16 protein-coding genes and 1 tRNA gene are annotated in these 20,880 nt (G+C 41.3%); 6 read left to right on the top strand and 11 right to left on the bottom strand.

Features of this window, described 5'->3' with window-relative positions; all coding sequences use genetic code 11:
- A partial coding sequence (locus Q0017_RS03720) for a cytochrome b/b6 domain-containing protein (RefSeq protein ID WP_298142860.1) occupies window positions 1–252 on the top strand: 252 nt, incomplete at its 5' end.
- Here Q0017_RS03720 and Q0017_RS03715 read toward each other — a convergent pair.
- The 3 genes from Q0017_RS03715 to Q0017_RS03705 form a co-directional block, all read right to left on the bottom strand.
- Window positions 249–587, bottom strand: coding sequence for a hypothetical protein (locus Q0017_RS03715; RefSeq protein WP_298142857.1), 339 nt, complete (start codon window positions 585–587; stop codon window positions 249–251). The two genes, Q0017_RS03720 and Q0017_RS03715, sit on opposite strands and share 4 nt — an antisense overlap.
- Window positions 588–634: 47 nt before the next feature.
- Window positions 635–1,633, bottom strand: coding sequence for an adenosine deaminase (locus Q0017_RS03710; RefSeq protein ID WP_298142855.1), 999 nt, complete (start codon window positions 1,631–1,633; stop codon window positions 635–637).
- A 74-nt stretch (window positions 1,634–1,707) separates the two neighbouring features.
- Window positions 1,708–3,030 (bottom strand): NCS2 family permease, encoded by a 1,323-nt coding sequence (locus Q0017_RS03705; protein ID WP_298142852.1) that lies wholly within the window; start codon window positions 3,028–3,030, stop codon window positions 1,708–1,710.
- Window positions 3,031–4,118: 1,088 nt separating this feature from the next.
- Between Q0017_RS03705 and Q0017_RS03700 the strand changes: the two genes are divergently transcribed.
- Window positions 4,119–4,418, top strand: a complete 300-nt coding sequence (locus Q0017_RS03700) for a hypothetical protein (RefSeq protein WP_298142849.1) — start codon at window positions 4,119–4,121, stop codon at window positions 4,416–4,418.
- 31 nt (window positions 4,419–4,449) lie between these two features.
- Window positions 4,450–5,949, top strand: coding sequence for a gamma-aminobutyraldehyde dehydrogenase (locus Q0017_RS03695; protein ID WP_298142846.1), 1,500 nt, complete (start codon window positions 4,450–4,452; stop codon window positions 5,947–5,949).
- Window positions 5,950–6,001: 52 nt separating this feature from the next.
- On the opposite strand, the gene Q0017_RS03690 is transcribed toward Q0017_RS03695, so the two are convergent.
- The 8 genes from Q0017_RS03690 to efp form a co-directional block, all read right to left on the bottom strand.
- Window positions 6,002–8,239 (bottom strand): NADP-dependent isocitrate dehydrogenase, encoded by a 2,238-nt coding sequence (locus Q0017_RS03690; RefSeq protein ID WP_298142843.1) that lies wholly within the window; start codon window positions 8,237–8,239, stop codon window positions 6,002–6,004.
- A gap of 320 nt (window positions 8,240–8,559) precedes the next feature.
- Window positions 8,560–8,636, bottom strand: a tRNA-Val gene (locus tag Q0017_RS03685).
- A 33-nt stretch (window positions 8,637–8,669) separates the two neighbouring features.
- Window positions 8,670–10,619: a DUF3488 and transglutaminase-like domain-containing protein gene (locus Q0017_RS03680; RefSeq protein ID WP_298142840.1), complete on the bottom strand. Its 1,950-nt coding sequence runs from the start codon at window positions 10,617–10,619 to the stop codon at window positions 8,670–8,672.
- A gap of 3 nt (window positions 10,620–10,622) precedes the next feature.
- Window positions 10,623–11,528, bottom strand: a complete 906-nt coding sequence (locus tag Q0017_RS03675; protein ID WP_298142837.1) for a DUF58 domain-containing protein — start codon at window positions 11,526–11,528, stop codon at window positions 10,623–10,625.
- A 1-nt stretch (window position 11,529) separates the two neighbouring features.
- Window positions 11,530–12,447, bottom strand: coding sequence for a MoxR family ATPase (locus tag Q0017_RS03670; RefSeq protein ID WP_298142834.1), 918 nt, complete (start codon window positions 12,445–12,447; stop codon window positions 11,530–11,532).
- Between the two features lie 115 nt (window positions 12,448–12,562).
- Window positions 12,563–12,865 (bottom strand): CstA-like transporter-associated (seleno)protein, encoded by a 303-nt coding sequence (locus tag Q0017_RS03665; protein WP_298142832.1) that lies wholly within the window; start codon window positions 12,863–12,865, stop codon window positions 12,563–12,565.
- A 10-nt stretch (window positions 12,866–12,875) separates the two neighbouring features.
- On the bottom strand, window positions 12,876–14,975 hold the full coding sequence (locus tag Q0017_RS03660; RefSeq protein WP_298142828.1) for a carbon starvation CstA family protein: 2,100 nt from the start codon (window positions 14,973–14,975) through the stop codon (window positions 12,876–12,878).
- Between the two features lie 166 nt (window positions 14,976–15,141).
- The gene (gene efp, locus Q0017_RS03655; RefSeq protein WP_297424396.1) at window positions 15,142–15,711 is read right to left on the bottom strand and encodes an elongation factor P; all 570 of its coding nucleotides are present in this window, start codon (window positions 15,709–15,711) and stop codon (window positions 15,142–15,144) included.
- A 336-nt stretch (window positions 15,712–16,047) separates the two neighbouring features.
- On the opposite strand from efp, the gene epmB reads away from it, so the two are divergent.
- Genes epmB through Q0017_RS03640 form a run of 3 tightly spaced genes read left to right on the top strand, consistent with a single transcriptional unit; the run spans window position 16,048 to window position 20,870 of the window.
- Complete coding sequence (gene epmB / locus Q0017_RS03650; protein WP_298142825.1) at window positions 16,048–17,061, top strand: EF-P beta-lysylation protein EpmB; 1,014 nt, start codon at window positions 16,048–16,050, stop codon at window positions 17,059–17,061.
- A 9-nt stretch (window positions 17,062–17,070) separates the two neighbouring features.
- Window positions 17,071–18,804, top strand: a complete 1,734-nt coding sequence (locus Q0017_RS03645; RefSeq protein ID WP_298142822.1) for a GTPase — start codon at window positions 17,071–17,073, stop codon at window positions 18,802–18,804.
- A complete protein-coding gene (locus Q0017_RS03640) occupies window positions 18,786–20,870 on the top strand; it encodes an EAL domain-containing protein (protein WP_298142819.1) in 2,085 nt (694 codons plus the stop codon). The genes Q0017_RS03645 and Q0017_RS03640 overlap by 19 nt, the downstream gene beginning before the upstream one ends.
- Window positions 20,871–20,880: the final 10 nt, after the last annotated feature.

The raw sequence follows: 20,880 nt of genomic DNA, 5'->3' as shown, positions 1-20,880 counted from the left end.
CAGGGGTATATTTTACTTTTTTCATCGGGACATTCTCTCAGAAAGTTTGGTCTCCGACAAACCCGGTACGGTTCATTGCCTCGTTTAGTCGATAAAAATCCGGAGCTGTTGGCAATTGTAAAACCGCTGCATATTTATTTGTCTTGGGCGGTGGGTGTTTTATTGGTGGGTCATATTGCTGCTGCACTTAAACATCATTTTGTAGACAAAGACCATGTCTTGATCAGCATGACCCGCCAACCCAAAGATTAACGCACAGCTTCTGCGATGCAGCCTTTTAAGCTATTCACGACTGCTTGACGAACCAATCTATTTTTTTCGTCTTCGTTAATCAAAGCTAACGCTACATCTTTGGCATCCATATTGTCCATGGCATGTTGACTGACACAGCCACAGATCCTGTCTTGATGCGTTTGCTTTTGTTGTGCACTCATTAACCAACTTGCAGCGCTCCAGACTTTAGAGTCGCGGAGCTCTTGTTGGCATTGATAGCTAATCACAGGTTTGAGCATTTTTTGCGTGAGGCTAGCGGCTGTTGTATGTGATGACAACAGCATAGCCAATACAATGAGATATTTTTTTTGCATGGTTTAAATATCCTGCAAGCAAAAGGCAGCCGAAGCTGCCCTTTTGTTTAAAGCGCTTGAATTTTTTCAATCCACTGTTGTTTGTCTTGATCACTGATAAAAGATGCCTCAAAAGAATTGATTGCCAATTGTTTGAGTTCATCTTCGCTTAAATCAAGTGCTTGTGTAATCGCAATAAAGTTGTCATTCATATAACCGCCAAAATAAGACGGGTCATCTGAATTGACAGTGACTTTCACACCTTGTTGCAATAAACGGCGAATGTTGTGTTGGCGCATGTCTTGAACCACACACAGCTTTAAATTAGACAGTGGGCAAACTGTAAGCGGCATTTTGTCGCGAATTAAACGCTGCATCAATATTGGATCTTCTTCTGAGCGTACACCATGGTCAATACGATTCACTTGAAGTAAGTCTAAAGCTTGCCATACGTAATCTGCAGGTCCTTCTTCACCGGCATGCGCCACAATTAAAAAGCCAGCGTCACGCGCTTTGGCAAAAACACGCTCAAACTTTTCTGGTGGGTGCCCGACTTCGCTTGAATCTAAACCAACGCCAATAATGTGGGCTTTATATGGTAAAGCTTGTGCGAGGGTTTCAAAGGCTGCTTCTTCGCTTAAATGACGCAAGAAACACATAATTAAATGTGAGCTAATGCCAAGTTTGGTTTTTGCATCATCACAAGCACGTTTTAGACCATTGAGTACGGTTTCAAATGCAACGCCACGGTCGGTATGGGTTTGTGGGTCAAAGAACATTTCGGTATGTACCACATGATCTTCGGCACATTTTTCAAAGTATGCCCACGCCAAATCATAAAAATCTTGTTCGTGAATTAAAACTTGCGCGCCTGCATAATAAATGTCTAAGAATGACTGTAAATTATGGAAGTTATAGGCTTGTTTAACTTCTTCAACCGATTTATATGGAATTTCAATTTGGTTACGCTGTGCAATAGCAAACATCAGCTCAGGCTCAAAGGTACCTTCAATGTGCACATGTAACTCAGCTTTAGGCAGTGCACGAATTAAATCAAGTTGCGTCATGATCTTATCCTCTTATTGATATAAAAAAGGGTGCTCACCTCAAAGGTTGCACCCTTTAGGTTGTTTTGATGGAATTAACCACCAAACAGCGCAAATTTTAATGCCCAAAGTACAGCAATAATCCATACCATATACGGTACGGTTGACGCTTTACCTGTGAGTAATTTGACTAAGGCATAACTAATAAAGCCCATTGCAATACCATCTGCAATTGAATAGGTAAATGGCATAAATACAATGGTTAAAAAGGCAGGAACAGCTTCGGTAATATCGTCCCAATCAATATGGGTGATGCCCTGAATCATCAATACACCAACAAACAATAATGCAGGTGCTGTGGCAAAACTAGGTACCGATTGTGCAAGCGGTGCTAAGAATAAGCACGCTACAAACAATAAACCCACTACAACGGCAGTTAAACCGGTACGACCACCGGCAGCAACACCCGCTGATGATTCGATATAAGGCGTGGTAGATGAAGTACCTAAAGCGGCACCTGCCACAATGGCAGATGAATCAGCAAACAGGGCTTTTTTCAAACGTGGTAATTTGCCATCTTTGAGTAAACCTGCACGGTGTGATACACCCACCAAAGTACCGGTTGAGTCAAATAAATCGACCAAGAAGAACACAAAAATCACGCCAATTAAGCTGGCTGTAAATAGACCTTCAAAGTCCATTTGCATAAAGGTTGGGGCAATTGAAGGAACACCACCAATCACACCATGAAATTCACTTAAACCCAATGCAGTTGAAATGGCGGTCAATACTAAAATACTGATGATGATGGCACCACGTACTTTAAATTGATGCATGACCACGACCATCAAAAAGCCAAATAAGGCCAATAAAACTGAAGGTTGTTTGAGATCGCCTAAACCCACCAAAGTTGCTGGATTATCAACAATGATGCCGGCATTTTTAAGCGCAATTAACGCTAAGAATAAACCAATACCACCACCAATCGCGAGTTTAAGCGACATTGGAATAGCATTGACAACCGCCTCACGGACTTTAAACATACTAATGGCGATAAACACCAAACCTGAGACAAACACTGCAGCCAATGCAGTTTGCCATGGCACACCCATGCCCATACACACAGAATAGGTAAAGTAAGCGTTTAAGCCCATACCCGGTGCTAATGCAATAGGATAATTTGCAACCAAGCCCATCACCATACAACCAATAGCTGCGGCAAGACAGGTGGCAACAAAGACAGCCCCATGATCCATCCCGGTTTCGGATAAAATCATTGGATTGACAATAATGATGTAACACATTGTTAAAAATGTGGTGATACCTGCTATGACCTCTGTGCGAAAATTGGTTTTATTTTCGCTGAGTTTAAACAGACGTTCTAGCATATTTGCGGAAGATGGATTAGGAGTCGTCATGACCTAGCCCCTATAAATAAGTAATACCTAACTGTGCGATAGGAGAGACTCTTGATGACACTATCAAAGAGTTAGCAGCAAATTAAGCAATGGATATGCCAAATGTTCCATTTTAAGAGGAAAATTATTTACCCTAAAATCAAATCACAAATTTAAAATTGAAATAGTGTAAACAAAAAAGCTGCATATCATTTATGCAGCTTTCCTCACTTTAATTTAAATCAAACACTTACAAAAAAAAATGCATTGATTTACCTTACAGTGAAGCAATTATAACACATTGATTTTTTATTTTTTCTAAAAATTACATCTAATCTTTAAAGCACTCTGCTCAAACCATGTTAATGCCTTACAAGCATCAATCACTTTTGATATTTTTATTTGTTATTTCAATAGGTTGTTTTTGGTAATACGGGTTATTTTGCACAACCTGCAGGGATGTTTTAGCCTCGTTTAACACATGATCGACGTAATGTTGCTGCTGTTGTTTTTTTGCTGATACAGGACATAACTGGTGATTGATACAACAATAAGTGCTGTACCCAACATTATTTTTATCATGATTGACTCATTGTCGTAAAAGTTATTGTTGTGTATATAGCGCTTGAGTGTACTGTATTTTGAGGCAACAAGAGAATATATCAAGCACTAAAATCGCTCACAAATAACACAATTTTTAGCACATTTTGCATAGGGTTGCGTAGCAATTGGATGATTCATGCAAGGGGCTGTCAAAAAGATAGACTTTGGCATAGATTTCGCTTGTTTTTGCCATAAGTTTAAACATCGGATTCAAGGCTATGATCGATCTATTTAAAACGCTTAGCACAAAAGGGCTCTTACATAGCTGCAGCTTGACTCAAAATGGTCAAATGATTGACTTTTCTGAAGCATTGCGCCAACAGCTAGGCTATGCAAAGCATGTGAATGCTTTGCGCTTAAAGGATGTTGTTATGCAAGAGAGTTTAAAAAAAATTCAACAGCTATTTTTTAACCCGCCTGTGGCTGAACAAGTGCAAAGGCATAAAACCCATCACAGAACCTGATTTTTTAGATTTAGCGCCTGGCGTCCAAATGGTCAATTTAATTTGGGCAAGTGGGGATGGGTTGTCAATATTGCAGCTTTAATTTATGGTGTAAGTGCCATTATGAATATGCTGTGGCCACGTAGCCCAGATGCCGCTTGGTATATTCACTACTCGATGTTTTTAACCACAGCTGTCGTACTTGGTGTTGGCTTCTTATATATGCTGCTTGCAAAACCGTATGACAAAGGCAATGACCCATTTGGTGATGCCTGGACATTTTCAAAACAAAAACAACTAAAAAACAAAACACCAGATGCCGAACCGGTAATCTTGGCAAAAAAATCTAACTCTTCAATTTAAACAATCATAAAAAACCAAAGGAAATAAAAACATGCAAACTGAACTGAACACTGCATTTAAACTTGAACAAGATCGTGAGCAAAACACGACAGATCAACCAACGCACCTATCACACAAAATGTTGATCAATGGTCAATTGCTAGAAGGTCAAGGGCGTCATTTGGCAGTGGTAAATCCAGCTTTAGGCACAACTTTAGTTCACATTGCTGAAGCGAGTCTTGCGCAAATTAACAGCGCAATTGATTCAGCAGCAACGGCTTTTGACGCATGGTCACAGACCTCACCCAAAGACCGTGCCGCATGTTTACTCAAAGTGGCTGACGTATTAGAAGCCAATGCTGAAGAGTTTGCCCGTTTAGAATCAAAAAACTGTGGTAAACCCTATAGTGCAGTTTTGAATGACGAAATTCCTGCGGTGGCCGACGTATTTCGTTTCTTTGCAGGTGCAAGCCGTTGCTTACAAGGTTCAGCTGCTGGTGAATACTTAGAAGGTCATACCTCCATGATCCGTCGTGATCCATTGGGTGTGATTGCATCTATTGCACCATGGAATTATCCACTGATGATGGTGGCATGGAAACTTGCCCCAGCACTTGCCGCAGGTAACACTGTGGTACTAAAACCCTCTGAAGAAACACCATTAACAGCACTGCGTTTGGCTGAATTTTTAAATGAGATTTTTCCAGCCGGCGTTGTGAACGTGTTGTTTGGTAGCGGTGCCAATGTCGGTGAGCCATTGGTGACGCATCCAAAAATTGCGATGGTGTCTTTAACCGGATCTGTAGCCACAGGTAGCCGTATTATTGCCAATACTGCAGATTCTGTGAAAAAAATGCACATGGAGTTAGGCGGTAAAGCACCCGTTTTGGTGTTTAATGATGCCGATATTGATGAAGTGGTCGATGGTATTCGTACGTTTGGTTTTTATAATGCCGGTCAAGACTGTACCGCAGCTTGTCGTATCTATGCGCAAAAAGACATTTATGCCAAATTTGTCGAAAAATTGGGGCAAGCGGTTAGCAGCATTCAATATGGCGAGCAAGATGATCCACAGACAGAACTTGGCCCCGTGATCGCGGCTCGTCATTTAGAGCGCGTGATTGGTTTTGTCGACCGTGCTAAGCAACAGCCCCATATTCAAGTGGTAACAGGTGGTCAACGTGCCAACCGTGCGGGTTTCTTCTTTGAACCCACCGTACTTGCAGGCGCACGCCAAGATGACGAAATTGTACAAAATGAAGTCTTTGGTCCAGTGGTCACCGTGACTGAATTTGAAGATGAAGGAGAAGCCTTAGCCTTTGCCAATGATTCTAAATATGGTTTGGCATCATCGGTGTGGACATCTGATATTGGCCGTGCCCACCGTTTAGCTGCACGTTTACAGTATGGTTGTACTTGGGTCAACACCCATTTTATGCTCACCAGTGAAATGCCACATGGTGGTATGAAGCATTCAGGTTATGGCAACGATATGTCGATCTATGCTTTAGAAGACTACACTGTAATTCGTCATGTCATGTTTAAACATTAAAATACAATAAAAAAACCGGTGCAATGCACCGGTTTTTTTTGCAAGCTTAAATTTAAGCTTTAAATGTGTCTAACACAGTGTTTAACGTTGTGCTTGGACGCATCACTGCATTTACTTTAGCTGTATCAATCGCGTAGTAACCACCGATATCTACAGATTGACCTTGAACTTGTGCAAGCTCAGCCACAATTTTGTCTTCATTTGCAGCTAAATCTTGTGCAAGTGGAGCAAATTGTGCTTTAAGCTCTGCATCTTGATCTTGGTTTGCAAGCTCTTCAGCCCAGAATTTCGCTAGGTAGAAGTGGCTGCCACGGTTGTCAAGTTCGCCTGTACGACGTGATGGAGACTTGTCGTTGTCGAGCAATTTGCCTGTTGCAGCATCTAAAGTTTTCGCAAGAAGTTTCGCTTTTGCGTTGTCTTCTTTAATGCCCATTTCTTCTAAAGATACAGCAAGTGCTAAGAACTCACCTAAAGAATCCCAACGTAAGTGGTTTTCTTCAACAAGTTGTTGTACGTGTTTTGGCGCCGAACCACCTGCACCTGTTTCGTACATGCCACCGCCTGCCATTAATGGCACGATAGATAACATTTTCGCAGATGTACCCAATTCCATAATTGGGAACAAGTCTGTGAGGTAATCACGTAAAATGTTACCTGTTACAGAAATGGTATCTAGACCACGCGCTACACGTTCAAGTGTGAAACGCATTGCACGTACTTGTGACATAATGTGAATGTCTAAACCAGTCGTGTCATGATCTTTTAAGTATTTTTCAACTTTTTTGATCACTTCGTTTTCGTGTGGACGGTACGGGTCTAACCAGAAGATGGCTGGCATACCTGAGTTACGTGCACGTGTTACTGCAAGTTTAACCCAATCTTGAATCGGTGCGTCTTTCACCTGACACATACGCCAGATATCGCCTTCTTCAACATTTTGTGACATCAACACTTCACCTGTTTCAAGATCAGTGATGTTGGCAACGCCTGCTGCTGAAATTTCAAAAGTTTTGTCGTGTGAGCCGTATTCTTCAGCTTTTTGCGCCATAAGACCAACGTTAGGTACAGTACCCATGGTCTTAGGATCAAAGTTACCGTTCCACTTACAGAAATTGATCATTTCTTGGTAGATACGCGCAAAAGTTGATTCAGGCATTACTGCTTTACAGTCGTAAGGCTTGCCGTCAGCACCCCACATTTTACCGCCACCACGGATCATTGCAGGCATAGAAGCATCTACAATTACGTCGTTTGGAGAATGGAAGTTAGTGATGCCTTTAGCAGAATCTACCATTGCAAGCGCAGGACGGTGTTCTTGGCATGCATGTAAATCAGCAACGATTTCTTCGCGTAAAGATGTTGGTAAAGTTGCGATCTTTTCATAAAGACCAGCCATACCGTTGTTTACGTTTACGCCAAGCTCTTCAAATAGCTTACCGTGTTTTTCAAATGCTTCTTTGTAGTAAATTTTCACACAGTGACCAAATACGATCGGGTGTGAAACTTTCATCATGGTCGCTTTCACGTGTAAAGAGAACAAAATGCCTGCTTCTTTACAATCAGCCAATTCTTTTTCATAGAAATCGCAAAGCGCTTTCTTGCTCATGAACATAGAATCGATGATTTCGCCGTCTTGTAACGCCACTTTGTCTTTTAGAACAATGGTTTCACCAGCAGTTGTGATGAGTTCCATTTTCACATTACGCGCACGGTCTAAAGTCATTGACTTCTCGCCATGATAGAAGTCACCTTCTTGCATGTGCGATACGTGAGTTTGTGACCATTGTTTCCACTCACCCATAGAATGTGGGTGTTTTTTCGCGTAGTTTTTAACAGCAGTCGGTGCACGGCGGTCTGAGTTACCTTCACGTAACACAGGGTTTACCGCAGAACCTAAGCACTTACCAAAACGTGCTTTAAGTGCTTTTTCTTCGTCAGAAGTTGGGTTTTCTGGGTAGTTCGGAATTGCATAGCCTTTTGCTTGTAATTCTTTCACACACGCCGTTAACTGTGCAACAGACGCACTGATGTTTGGCAATTTGATAATGTTAGTGTCTGGATCTTGGGTTAAACGGCCCAATTCAGCAAGGTTATCGGTAACCTTTTGCTCTTCAGTTAAAAATTCTGAAAATTCTGCAAGTACACGAGCTGCAACAGAGATGTCAGTTTTAACAATCTCAACGCCAGCAGGCTTAGTAAAAGTCTCGATGATCGGCAATAGCGAGTAGGTCGCTAATAATGGTGCTTCATCAGTTAGAGTGTAAATGATTTTTGACTTTCCACCAGCCATATAGATCCCCTTTTGGATTGTGTTTTTAAGAGCCACGCTTGTGGCACAGCCCCTAGAACCGGTTTGCTTAAATAAAACCCTGAGAGTATCGTCCCTCAGGGCTTTTCAGTCAACGAAATATGCCTTTAGATCGCGATTTTGCTGAAATTTTATACGTATTTTTCAGTTTTATCGGTGTTATATTCTAAGTCAAAGCATACACAAAGTGTATAAAAAATATACGCCTTCAATTTAAGCCAAAAATGCCGATCAATCAACTTCAATTATGCAAAAGCCATAGGCATAAAAAAACCACGCAAGCGCGTGGTTTTTTAAAATCTTGGTAGGTATAAGCAGACTCGAACTGCTGACCTCTACGATGTCAACGTAGCGCTCTAACCAACTGAGCTATACACCTAGAATGCCAAGCATATTAATGCAAATCATTGAACTAAAACAAGGGTTTTTGAGTTTGATTTAACTCAAGCGCACACTTTTTAAGCATTTTCTTAACATCAGGCGCTAACTTTTGGGGGTTGTGTTGCCCATAACGCCACTGTTGGTCGTAGGCTGCCAAATTTAGCAAAAATTGTGCACTATCAGCATCGAGTTGTTGACTTAAGCGAAGCAGCCAAGCGGCATAGCTTTCGGCATGTTGCTTTTGCAAAGGCACAGCTAGCTGATGGTTAAAGCGATGTAAGTTGCGCTCATAAGGCGATTGCTGCCGATACATCTGAACATAACGATAACCCACTACCAATATAATCAGTAGCGCAATGGCACTGATCATAAACAACGCTAAGCGTAATGGCGTGGATAAGCCAAATTGAGATAGCCAATTGAGTTGACGACTTTGGTCATAACCCACTACTTTACTTTGCCACTGATAAGCCACAAAGTCGCTCCACACCTGAATACGGTTACGCCATGCCCACTGCTGTTGTTTAAATGCAGATTGTTGCAACACACTGCTTTGAATGCTAGCTTCAATGCGCTCAGGTGCAATTACAGCAGTGGGGTCAATACGCTGCCATTGCCCCTTAAGCCAAACTTCACTCCATGCATGGGCATCAAGTTGGCGCACTTCCCATGTTTTACCATCTGGTGCTGCTTGCCCACCTTGATAGCCCACCACCACACGCGCCGGAATACCCACATAACGCATCAGCATGACAAAGCTTGAAGCATAATGCTCACAAAACCCTTGGCGTTGGCGAAATAAAAAGTCATCAATATGATCATTTTGCAGCCGTCCGGGGTTTAAGCTATAGCCAAAGCCTTGGGATTTATACCAGTTTAATACCTGAGCAATGTATACCTCAGGCTGAGCGCCACTTTGCTTAAATAACTCTTGAGCCAAACGCTGTGCTTGTAAGTCTTTGCGACTTAAATAATTTTGGTTGGCTTTTAAAACATGAGCAGAAATGGGGTGTATGTTTTGCTGATTTAACCAAACCAAATCAACAAGACCAGTATGGCGTTGTAAACCTTTACGAATTGCGCCATCGTGTTGCACATAGTAACCCGGCTGGCTGGGCACCGAGGTTTCTAAGCCCATAATCCATTTGGGCTGTTTTTCTGCGGCAAGGTATTGATAGTTTAAACGTGCTATGGGTTGCTCAGCATATTGAAATAGCGGTTGTTGACTGCGCTGACTTGCAGTCCAAGTACGCCCATCATATTCATCCAAAACCATGGCACGCCAATACAGCTGCGACTGTGCAGGTAAAGCAGCAACATTGGTCACAATACGAAATGCCAATTCACTCGATTGCGACAAATTAGCAATATCACCCGGTGCCATGCTGTCACTCATGCCTGTAGTGGCATCGCCACCTTGCAGTGGCATATGCCAAAGCGGTGGCAAGCGTGGGAAAAATAAAAATAACAGCACAAAAAATGGCAGTGCGTACACCAAGACTTTGGCAACCTGCCGCGCATCTTGAGGGAAATCTGCTGTCACTTGAAATTTAAGCTGATGTAAACGATAAAAACCGATCAAACAACTGGTTAAACTTAATAGCATCAACAGTGTCATCCAAACACTTAAGCTATATAAAAAACTGCTGGCGCTGACAAATAAAGCGAAGTTAAACACCACCAACCAATCACGTGGTTGATGACTCTCTAATACTTTGGCAAATAAAAAGCTGATTAAAATGGCAACGCCAGCTTCTACACCTAAAAACGTGCCGTATTGTATGTAAATAATGGCTAAAGCCAATAAAATCACAGCAAAATTGACAGCTTTGGGTAAGCGATAATTTTTTTGGCTGCTCAAAGCAAAAAGTAGCAATACTACAAGTAGTAATCCTACCAATAGCATCGGCATAAACATGGCTTGTGCAATCAGCAATAGTGTTAAGGTCAGCAAAATTGCATTGCGAATGGTCTTTGGCATCGCTTAAGCCTCTGCCAATATACGTTTGGCACGCTGTAATTGTGAGGTCCCCTGCCCTAAGCTCAATTGGGTATGAGGCAGTTGCAGCGTATAAGCAAGCTGTTGTTGCTCGCATTGTTCAACCAAGCCCATCATCAAACTCAATTTTTGCTCATGACCAACGGCCGGCATGTGCATATAGTCAATCTCAACATGTTGCTGCTGCGCATGTGGGGCAAAGTTTTTAATTTGCATGCCTTGTCCACGCGCCAATTGCTTCCAAGCCACTTGACTCAATCGGTCACCAATTTGATACGTTTTGAGCTCATAAAATTCATCAAACCCTGCGTGTTGAATAGCATGGCGTTGCTCCTGCTCCAGCAGTTCAGGCGATGGTGCAATCCAAGTGACTAAATTGTCTTTAAAATAAAAGTCACTCCACGCGCGCACTAAGCCCAAAGGATAACCTGAACTCATCCGAAGGCGAGGATAATAAAATGCACCACGCATTTGTGCGTCAAAACTAAAGTGCAATTGTTGGCGTGTATCTTGTAGATAAATGTGCTGAAGTTGGGCATTACATTCAATCAGTAAATAACGCGAGTATGGCTTTAATTGACTTAAACTTATCGTTAATTGTATAGACTGCCCCACTTGTGACACTTCAGCGCAATCAATTTGAATATCAAGATTTTTGAGTTGTAAATACGCCAAGTAAAAACTGATCGCAAGTATTGCACTGAGCAAAAAGCAAAAGCCTAAAATCAGGTTATTGGCATAATTGACGCCAGCAATAAAGGTAATCAAAATGAGTAACACATACAGATAGCCTGAGCGATGCAAAAACACCAAGATGTCCTTATGCTGCAAGCGTTTTTGACCTTGCCACAAAAAACGTTGTTCAAGCCAACTTTGCCAACGCTGCCGCATTTTAAACCACCGAAACCTGTTGCATAAGAGTACGGGTTTGTTCATCGGTCAAACCCAAACGATGCGCAGCCACCGGCACAAATACCGCTTGCACGTCATCACTGCTGACAAAATCACGCCCTTCAATGAAGGCATACGCTTGCGCAGCTTTTTTTAAGGCCAACACACCACGGGTAGATAAACCATGCCGATTTTTTCGGGTTTCTTGAGCAAGATCAAGTAAGTAATCAATCACAGTCTGATTTAAATGCACCTGCTCCACCTTAAGCTTAAATGCCATAATTTCATCAGCACTAAAAACTGCGGTTAACTCAGACAATAGGCTTTGGCGTGAACGTTGTTGTAATAACAATTGTTCGGCTTGGCGCGACGGATAACCTAAAGATAAACGCATTAAAAAGCGATCGAGTTGCGACTCAGGCAAAGCATAAGTGCCACTTTGAAACAATGGATTTTGCGTGGCAATGACCCAAAATGGCTGCGGTAAAGCATAGCGCACTCCATCTACACTCACATAGCCTTCTTCCATGGCCTCAAGTAAGGCACTTTGGGTTTTAGGGCTACAGCGGTTAATTTCATCGGCCAATAAAATTTGGCTAAACACCGGACCTTTTTTAAACTCAAATTGCTGGCTATGCTGATTAAACAGATTAATCCCAATCACGTCACTGGCCAACATGTCATTGGTAAATTGAATGCGCTGAAAGTCAAGCCCAGTTAAATGCGCCAAACTACTGGCCAATGTGGTTTTGCCTAAACCGGGTAAATCTTCAAACAAGACATGACCACCTGCCAACAAACAGGTTAAAGCCAATTTGGTTTGTTGTGGTTTATCTAAAATGATTTGATTGAGTTGCTGTAAAAATTGCGCAATTTTGTCATGTTGTACAGTCGTGTGTGTTTGTGTGCCCCAAATCACTGATTTTCATCCTCAATCAAAAATAGTGTGGCTTTAACATACACGGCTTTTTGATTGGGGTAAAACAAGATTTAAAAAGCGCCCCGAAAGGCGCTTTTTTATTTACATGTACCACTTAGCACGGACATTTTTTCATCCCAGCACCTGCCGATGGATAACGTGCATCGACACAATAACGGTAAAATGTTTTGGCATCCATAGGCGTTAAATCCGGATGGTGCTGCTGCATATGTTTTACGTAATTATCGTAATCTGGCACGCCCACCATTAAGCGAAAACTTTGCTGTAAGCGCTGCCAAAGCGTTGCAATACGTGACCAATTTTTAGGATTAAAAATCAGCTCTTTTTGCGACATGATGGTCATTTTAATGATCTTATAAATGACCGTTTTACCACTTTGTGCAAATTTAAGTTTCATCGACTACTCCTTAATGATGGGCTTGAGGCTTGATTTCTTCAGGATCACGATAAATCGCTTCGGATTCATTCACACTTGGCTCAGGATTTGCCAAAGCACGGCGCACCACTTTAATGGCTGCAAATAACATCACAAACGCCACAATCATAAAGAAGGCACACAGACCTGCATTAATTTGATTGGACAATGCCACAGTTTGCATCTCTGCAACACTTTTTGCTGGAGCGAGCAGTTCATTGTTGGCAATTGCTGTATTAAAACGCTCAGCTTGGGCCAAGAAACCAATTTTTGGATTTTCATGGAAAATCTTCTGCCAACCTGCGGTCATCGAGGTAATAAACAAGAAAATGGTTGGGACAATTGTGACCCATACATATTTTTGTTTTTTCATTTTAAATAAAATCACGGTACCTAGCATTAGTGCCATAGCCGCTAAAATTTGGTTACCAATACCAAATAATGGCCACAAGCTATTAATACCACCGAGTGGGTCAACCACGCCTTGATAAACAAAGAAACCCCAACCAGACACGGCAACGGCTGTGCCCAATAAATTACCAAAGAAGCTCGATGAATTTTTAACCGCAGGAATGACAATACCTACGGTATCTTGCACCATAAAACGACACGCACGGGTACCGGCATCGACTGCTGTTAAAATAAATAATGCTTCAAATAAAATGGCAAAGTGATACCAAAATGCCATCATTTCACGGCTATTAAAGATTTCGGTAATGATATGTGCCATACCAATGGCAAAAGTAGGTGCACCACCGGTACGTGATAAAATTGAGCTTTCACCCACTTCTTGAGCTAACAAGGTCAATGCTTCGGGTGTAACCACAAATCCTAAGTTACGCACTGCTTCAGCTGCAGATTCAGCTGTCGTACCCAATAAGGCCGCCGGTGAGTTAATCGCAAAGTAAATTCCAGGGTCAAGTACCGCAGCACAAATCAGCGCCATGATGGCCACAAAAGATTCCATCAACATCCCGCCATAACCGATCATTCGGATATCACGTTCATTGTTGACCAATTTTGGCGTAGTCCCCGACGACACTAAAGCATGGAAACCTGAAATCGCACCACAGGCAATGGTAATAAATAAGAATGGGAACATAGAACCTGCAAATACAGGACCTGTTCCATCCACAAATTGGGTAATGGCAGGTAATTTCATCTCAGGCATGGCAAAAACAATGCCTAATGCCAAACCTGCAATCACACCAATTTTTAAGAACGTTGATAAATAATCACGGGGTGCAAGCAGCAACCAAACCGGCAATACCGAGGCCACAAAGCCATAAATGATGAGTGCCCATGTCAACTCTGTACCAGATAAGGTAAATAAAGGTCCCCAATAGGGGTGCTGCGCAATATTTTCACCATAGATAATGCCGAGCATCATCAACACAAAACCAATAATGGAAACTTCTGCAATTTTACCCGGACGGATAAAACGCATATAAATGCCCATAAAGATGGCAATTGGAATGGTGGCTGCAATACTAAACACCCCCCAAGGACTGTTGGTCAGTGCTTTCACCACCACCAGTGCCAGTACTGCCAAAATAATAATCATTACCCCAAGCGCACCCAGCATCACTGTGACACCAGCAAAAGTGCCCAGTTCTTGCTTGGCCATTTCACCTAAGGAGCGACCATCGCGGCGCGTAGAGATAAACAGTACTAGAAAGTCTTGTACAGCGCCGGCCAATACCACACCCACCAGCAACCAAATGGTGCCGGGCAAATAACCCATTTGCGCTGCCAAAATCGGACCGACCAAAGGACCGGCACCGGCAATCGCTGCAAAGTGATGACCAAACAATACCCCTTTATTGGTGGGGACATAGTCCAAGCCATCGGCTAAACGATGCGCTGGGGTTAAACGCCGTGCATCTAATTCAAAGACTTTGTTGGCAATAAATAAACTATAAAAACGATAGGCAATACTATAAACACAGGCTGCAGCCAACACCAACCACACCGCATTGACCTGTTCACCTCGGCTTAAGGCCAAGATTCCAAATGAGACTGCGCCGATCACGGCGACAAGCAGCCACATCATTTTTGAAGATAGACTCATCTTCTGTTTTACATTTTCCATTTCATCCCTCATTTGTTTTGCATGTCAATCAGCTTGATTATTTTTGTTCGAGGTTCTGCTGTTTAGGTGACTTTACCCCTGTTGTTATGATTTTTATCTCCTACTTTGGCATAAAAAAAGGGGTGATTTTCATCACCCCTTTTGATAATAGTCTATTTTTAAACCATTATGCACGTTCTAAGTAGTCACCTGTACGCGTGTCTACACGAACTTTGTCTTCTTGCTGAACAAACAATGGAACACGTACCACAGCACCTGTTTCAAGTTTTGCAGGCTTACCGCCACCGCCAGACGTATCACCACGTACACCCGGATCAGTTTCAACAATTTGTAAAACTACAAAGTTTGGTGGAACCACGTTTAATGGCACGCCATTGAACAACATAATGGTACATTTTTCGTTAGAATCGTCTTTTAACCATTTTGCAGCGTCGCCCATAGCTACTTTATCAGCTGCAATTTGTTCAAACGATACAGGATCCATGAAGTTCCACATTTCACCGTCGTTGTACAAATATTCCATTTCTACTTCTTGGATGTCAGCCGCTTCTAAAGACTCACCTGATTTAAAGGTTTTTTCTAACACTTTACCTGATTTAAGGTTACGTAATTTTACGCGGTTAAAAGCTTGGCCTTTACCTGGTTTTACGTATTCGTTTTCCATGATTGAACATGGGTTACCATCAAGCATAACCTTAAGGCCTGACTTGAAATCATTCGTAGAATAATAGGCCATGACTGGCACACTCCAAACTAACTAATAAAATCTATAAATGCCTAATCAGCATTTACATCGCACAAGATCGGCATTTTACTGCGGATTAATTTCAACCAACAGAAAAATTCTCGCTTTTTGCAGCATGACTGCTTATGTTACGCACGGATCGGAGCAAACCTAGGTTTATCCGTCCCGCGCTTATGGGTAGAATTATCGCATACTTTAGCGACAGACAAAAAAAGGGTGGCCTTTTTTAGTCACTCAGGTTTATCTTAAGCGCGTTTTTTGCTGAAATTTCAAGCAAAAACCAGTGTCGCCCTTTCATCTCTCTGAGCATTATTTTAAGCATCCCGCATGATAAACTATTTATATCAAGAGCAAAACTGGCAATCACAATTGAGTGATTTAATTACCGATCCAGCAGAATTGCTCAATACCTTGCAACTTTCTAACACCTTATTACAAGGTGCCCACTTAGCAACAGCAAGTTTTAAATTGCGTGTGCCACGTGCTTTTGTCGCTAAAATGCAAATTGGCAATCCACATGATCCTTTATTATTACAAGTCCTACCACATCACTTAGAACTTGAAGAACACCCAGAGTTTGTAACTGATCCTTTAGCTGAAGAACAAGCCAATCAGCAACCTGGGGTATTACATAAATATAAAAGTCGATTTTTATTGACCTTAACCGGTGCTTGCGCGGTGCATTGTCGTTATTGTTTTCGTCGGCATTTTCCCTATCAAGAGAATCTACCTAAACAGCAAGATTGGCCAAATATCAAACAGTATATTGAGAGCCAACCTGACATTAATGAAGTGATTTTAAGCGGTGGTGACCCCTTAACTTTATCTAATCGTAAGTTAGCTGAATGGATTGATCACTTATCAAGCATCCCACAACTTAAATTTCTGCGAATTCATTCACGGGTTCCAATCGTAATCCCCAACCGTGTCGATGAAGTGCTCATTTCCATCTTAAAAAACAGTAGGCTACGAATTATTGTAGTGGTACACTCCAATCATGCTGCTGAATTAGACGATTTTACCTGTAGCAAATTAAGCCAACTTGTTGACCAAAAAATAATCGTTTTAAATCAAGCAGTATTGCTCAAAGGCGTCAATGATTCAGCCAAAACGCTGATCGATTTAAGTTATCGTTTATTTGATGCCGGGGTCATGCCGTACTATTTACACGTACTCGACAAAGTCAAAGGTGCACAACACTTTGACTTAGACTCAAGCCACATTGAGCACATTTATGAGGATGTTTTAGCGAACCTACCGGGATATTTGGTTCCAAAACTAGTTCGAGAAATTGCGGGTGAAAACAATAAAACACCGCTTTTTGGCACAACGAATTATTGAGTTAAGATCATGATGATGCAAACTTCGGATTTATTTCAGACTCCAACGCAGCTTAAATTAGACAAGCTTAGCTTTTGCCAACCTAACATCCAAAGTGTACAAGATTGGGTGGGTACCCTGTCCATTTTACAACTGGGTGATTCTTCTAAAACGCTGTTTAATGCTTTATTAGAAATTTCTGAATTACAGTGTTCAGAAACACTGCGTTTTGACTTAATTCAAACCTTGCATCCCACCCTTGAAAATGTACTTGCGAGTCTAGAGAAACATTTTTTGAATCAAGGCTTAATCTCAAGCGATCGTAATGACCATATTATTGAGTTGGCCACGCTTATTCGTTGTTACTTTAGTAAAATTTATATTGATATTACCAAACGTACACAAGAACAGCTGCAACAGTCATTTTCTTTATTTGCCTTTCGTAAAAAGCGCAATTTAAATACTGTGCGCACCATGGCCACCTATTATGCTTTGCAACAGATTACTGCATTGTTTTATCAACAACACATGCTCTATAGCGCGCCTTTACCAGGACAGTGGTTAATTGCACATCAATTGCTAAATTGGGCAATTAAAAATGATTTTGAACATAGCAATATTAACCATATTCAAGGCACTGAACATAAACTCAGTACCATTGCACAAGCCTATGCACGCTTGATTTTACTTGAAGTCTTTAACACTCATCAAATTCGCCCTGCCGAAATCCAAGGTCTATATTTATGCAGTATAGATTGGGCGCGTTTAATTCAAATTTTACCCAAAGAAACCACTTTATCGCGTTATGCCGTGGACACCCTTAAAGATCATCCACCGGTATATAACAATAATCATGCCAAAGCTTTAAGCCCCAATATCTTCATTGCCACGCAAAAACTACTTGAACACTTTAGTGATTTACAACGTAAACAAAGTGAATACCTCTCAAGCAATGAAAAAATGCTGTTAACCCCTGCGCTGCATTTTCATATTCACAATTTACTGAGCAATCAAACCGGGCGTCGCTCAGAACGCTATGATTATTCAGCCCCTTTACGAATTTGTTTTGGTTTAGCGGTGGCACACTATTATTTGTCTCGTGGCAAAGCCTTTTATGACACCTTAGAATTAGATACCCCTTACAAATTGCATAATAATGCCAATATTGTGGGGACTGTCAGCAAAGCAGACTTACAAGAACCTAAACTGGTTGATCGTGAAGCACGTCAGATTTATTCAGCCGATGTGGTCAACATTAGCTTAAATGGCTATCGCATTCGTTGGAGCGGTGAAACCCCTAAAAACCTAAAAACGGGTGAACTCATTTTAGTCCAAGAAAATACACAAAGCTTATGGCGCTGTGCCACGATTCGTTGGATTAAACAAACCACTGACAAAAGCTTAGAACTTGGAATTGAAATATTGGCACAACACATGTACCCATGTGCGCTGCATATTCGCAATGAAAACACCATTAATAATTATCACGTTGCGCTGTTGACGCAAAATATTGAGTTAGATTTAGTTAAAAACAGCTTGATCTTACCGGGTCTACCAATTTTTAGAGAAAAGCAAACTGTCTTTTTGCGCTTGGGGAATACCGAGATTAAAGTTTATCTGGTGAAAACTTTGTTGATTACACAGAGTTTTATGCAGTTTGAATATGAACTCCTTGATGAGGGACAAAGTTCCATCTTGGAAAACTTTATTCACCAACAGCAGCACGAGATAAAACATCATCATTTATGGGAAGCATTGAAATGAGAAATCCACTTTTGTCAAAAAAGTTAAAGCAGACCAAAACTAGGCTTCTGATTATTGATGATAACCAAATTGGTTTTAATCAAATTTTTGACTTACTCAATGTCCATGAACATCAAGTTGAAGGTCTGTTGCTTGACGACCTCAATAGCTTTGAAAAGCAATTACATCTCCCTTGGGATTTAGTCATTTTTGGTCGTGCTTATGATTTACGTCTTGAACAGGCATTAAGCTTAATTCATGCGTCAAAGCAAGCTTATTTGCCGGTGCTATTGTTACATCCTGAAGACTATAACGAAGCACAATATAGCCGTTATTTACATAAAGGCGTCTATGATGTGGTGAGTTTAAATACACCTGATCATTTTTACTTAAGTTTAGTACGCGCGCTGTCTTTTAGCCGTTTACAGCAAAACCAAAGCCACTTGCTGAACGAGCTTGAAATCGTACAAAGCCAAGCTCAAGCCTTGGTTGAAGAGAAAAAAAGTGCTGTGGCAATTATTCAAGAAGGTATTCATCTGCATGCCAATTCTGAATATCTGACCTTGTTCGGTTTTCAAGATGAAGATGACCTGATTGGTTTGCCGCTTATGGATGTATTGCAACCGCAAAATGCCACCGAGTTTAAAACACGTTTTAAAAAAATCAGCCAAGGTCAGCTTGATCTTGGGCGCTTTAGCATCCAAAGCAATCACCCTTCCATTGGGCAAGATGGCGCCTTGAATCTTGAATTTTTAAGCGCGGTTGAACATGATGATGCTCTACAACTGAGCATTGATCAAGGTCATCACATTTTAACGCTTGCACCGGTTACAGCCAAAGCTGTTGAAACAGCAGCTGTTGCTAAAGTCAGTACCTATCAACAGATCAATCGTCATGTGCAACAGCAACCGGCAAGTTTTAATGCCTTAGTATTATTTTCACTGACCTCTTTTCCCATTGAAGTTCTGCAATACAAATGGCATACCCCTCATGACTATATCGTGAGCATGAAAACCTTTTTAAGCGAACAAACACATGCACCCATTTTTGAAATGGATGCGCCAGTGTATATCAGTGTTTTACAAGCTGAGAGTAAAGAAAAGCTTGAATCCAAACTCATTGGTTTGACCAGTTTATTAAAACCGCAACTTTTAGTGGTGGGACAGCAGAGTTATCCGCTACATTTAAGTATTGGTTATCGCATTATGGAGCGAGAGTTTGAAGATGAGACGCATTTAAGGCAAATCATGCAAGATGCATTTGCTCAACCACTGCCAAACAATTCACGCGAGGACGCTTTAGAACTAAATTTAGATGAAGTTGTAGTTGAAGAGCATTTAGGTTTGCTTGACACCTTGCGCCAAAATCTAAGTAATGGACAGGTGCATCTTAAATATCAACAAATTTATGATAAGCACGACAGTGAACTGCATGTATATGAAGTCACCAGTGGCTTTATCTATGAAAACAAATGGTTATCGCTTGAAAATTTAACTGACTTAAATGAAGACCCAGCACTTTCTATTCAACTTGATCGTTGGATTTTGGTCGAAGCATGTAAACAACTACATAACTTCATTACCCAATATCCAAAAGCCAAGCTGATTGTGAATTTAAACAAACATGTTTTACTTGAAGATCAAACCCTTGCCGAGCTCGTTACAAAATTACTCAGTATTGTCGGTAGCAAAGAAAAACAGCCGATTTGGTTACAATTCTCCGAGCGAGATTTGAGTGAACATTTTGCCGAAGCACAAAAACATACCCAAGTGCTGATTGAGCATGGTGCGGCAATTAGCGCGCGTGATTTTGGTTATTCTATGTATAGCGAATCGATTTTAACGCAAATTGATTTTCGTGCCGTGACCTTACACAATGACTTAACTTTAGCCTTACACGATGAGCAGCAAACCCTTGAATTACAAGCACGTTTAACTGAATTTAGTGAAATTAAACCAGTGGATATTATCTTACATGGTTTAGACGATATGACGTTGTTTGCCAATTCTTGGAATTTAGATGCCCGTTTTATTCAAGGCGATTACTTCCAAAAGAAACTCGATCATTTAATTGCAGTCGATGATTAATAAAAAATGC

Source organism: uncultured Acinetobacter sp. (genome assembly GCF_947624825.1).
Taxonomy (GTDB): domain Bacteria; phylum Pseudomonadota; class Gammaproteobacteria; order Pseudomonadales; family Moraxellaceae; genus Acinetobacter.
The sequence above is the reverse complement of the archived record's forward strand: the minus strand, read 5'-3'. Positions and strand labels throughout refer to the sequence as shown.

Bases quoted from the DNA above. Each gene is read 5' to 3' on its own strand.
- epmB (WP_298142825.1), top strand. From the start codon at position 16,048: ATGATAAACTATTTATATCAAGAGCAAAACTGGCAATCACAATTGAGT.
- Q0017_RS03680 (WP_298142840.1), bottom strand. From the start codon at position 10,619: ATGCCAAAGACCATTCGCAATGCAATTTTGCTGACCTTAACACTATTG.
- Q0017_RS03640 (WP_298142819.1), top strand. From the start codon at position 18,786: ATGGGAAGCATTGAAATGAGAAATCCACTTTTGTCAAAAAAGTTAAAG.
- Q0017_RS03705 (WP_298142852.1), bottom strand. From the start codon at position 3,030: ATGACGACTCCTAATCCATCTTCCGCAAATATGCTAGAACGTCTGTTT.
- Q0017_RS03660 (WP_298142828.1), bottom strand. From the start codon at position 14,975: ATGGAAAATGTAAAACAGAAGATGAGTCTATCTTCAAAAATGATGTGG.
- Q0017_RS03695 (WP_298142846.1), top strand. From the start codon at position 4,450: ATGCAAACTGAACTGAACACTGCATTTAAACTTGAACAAGATCGTGAG.
- Q0017_RS03665 (WP_298142832.1), bottom strand. From the start codon at position 12,865: ATGAAACTTAAATTTGCACAAAGTGGTAAAACGGTCATTTATAAGATC.
- Q0017_RS03710 (WP_298142855.1), bottom strand. From the start codon at position 1,633: ATGACGCAACTTGATTTAATTCGTGCACTGCCTAAAGCTGAGTTACAT.
- Q0017_RS03690 (WP_298142843.1), bottom strand. From the start codon at position 8,239: ATGGCTGGTGGAAAGTCAAAAATCATTTACACTCTAACTGATGAAGCA.
- Q0017_RS03675 (WP_298142837.1), bottom strand. From the start codon at position 11,528: ATGCGGCAGCGTTGGCAAAGTTGGCTTGAACAACGTTTTTTGTGGCAA.
- Q0017_RS03645 (WP_298142822.1), top strand. From the start codon at position 17,071: ATGATGATGCAAACTTCGGATTTATTTCAGACTCCAACGCAGCTTAAA.
- Q0017_RS03715 (WP_298142857.1), bottom strand. From the start codon at position 587: ATGCAAAAAAAATATCTCATTGTATTGGCTATGCTGTTGTCATCACAT.
- efp (WP_297424396.1), bottom strand. From the start codon at position 15,711: ATGGCCTATTATTCTACGAATGATTTCAAGTCAGGCCTTAAGGTTATG.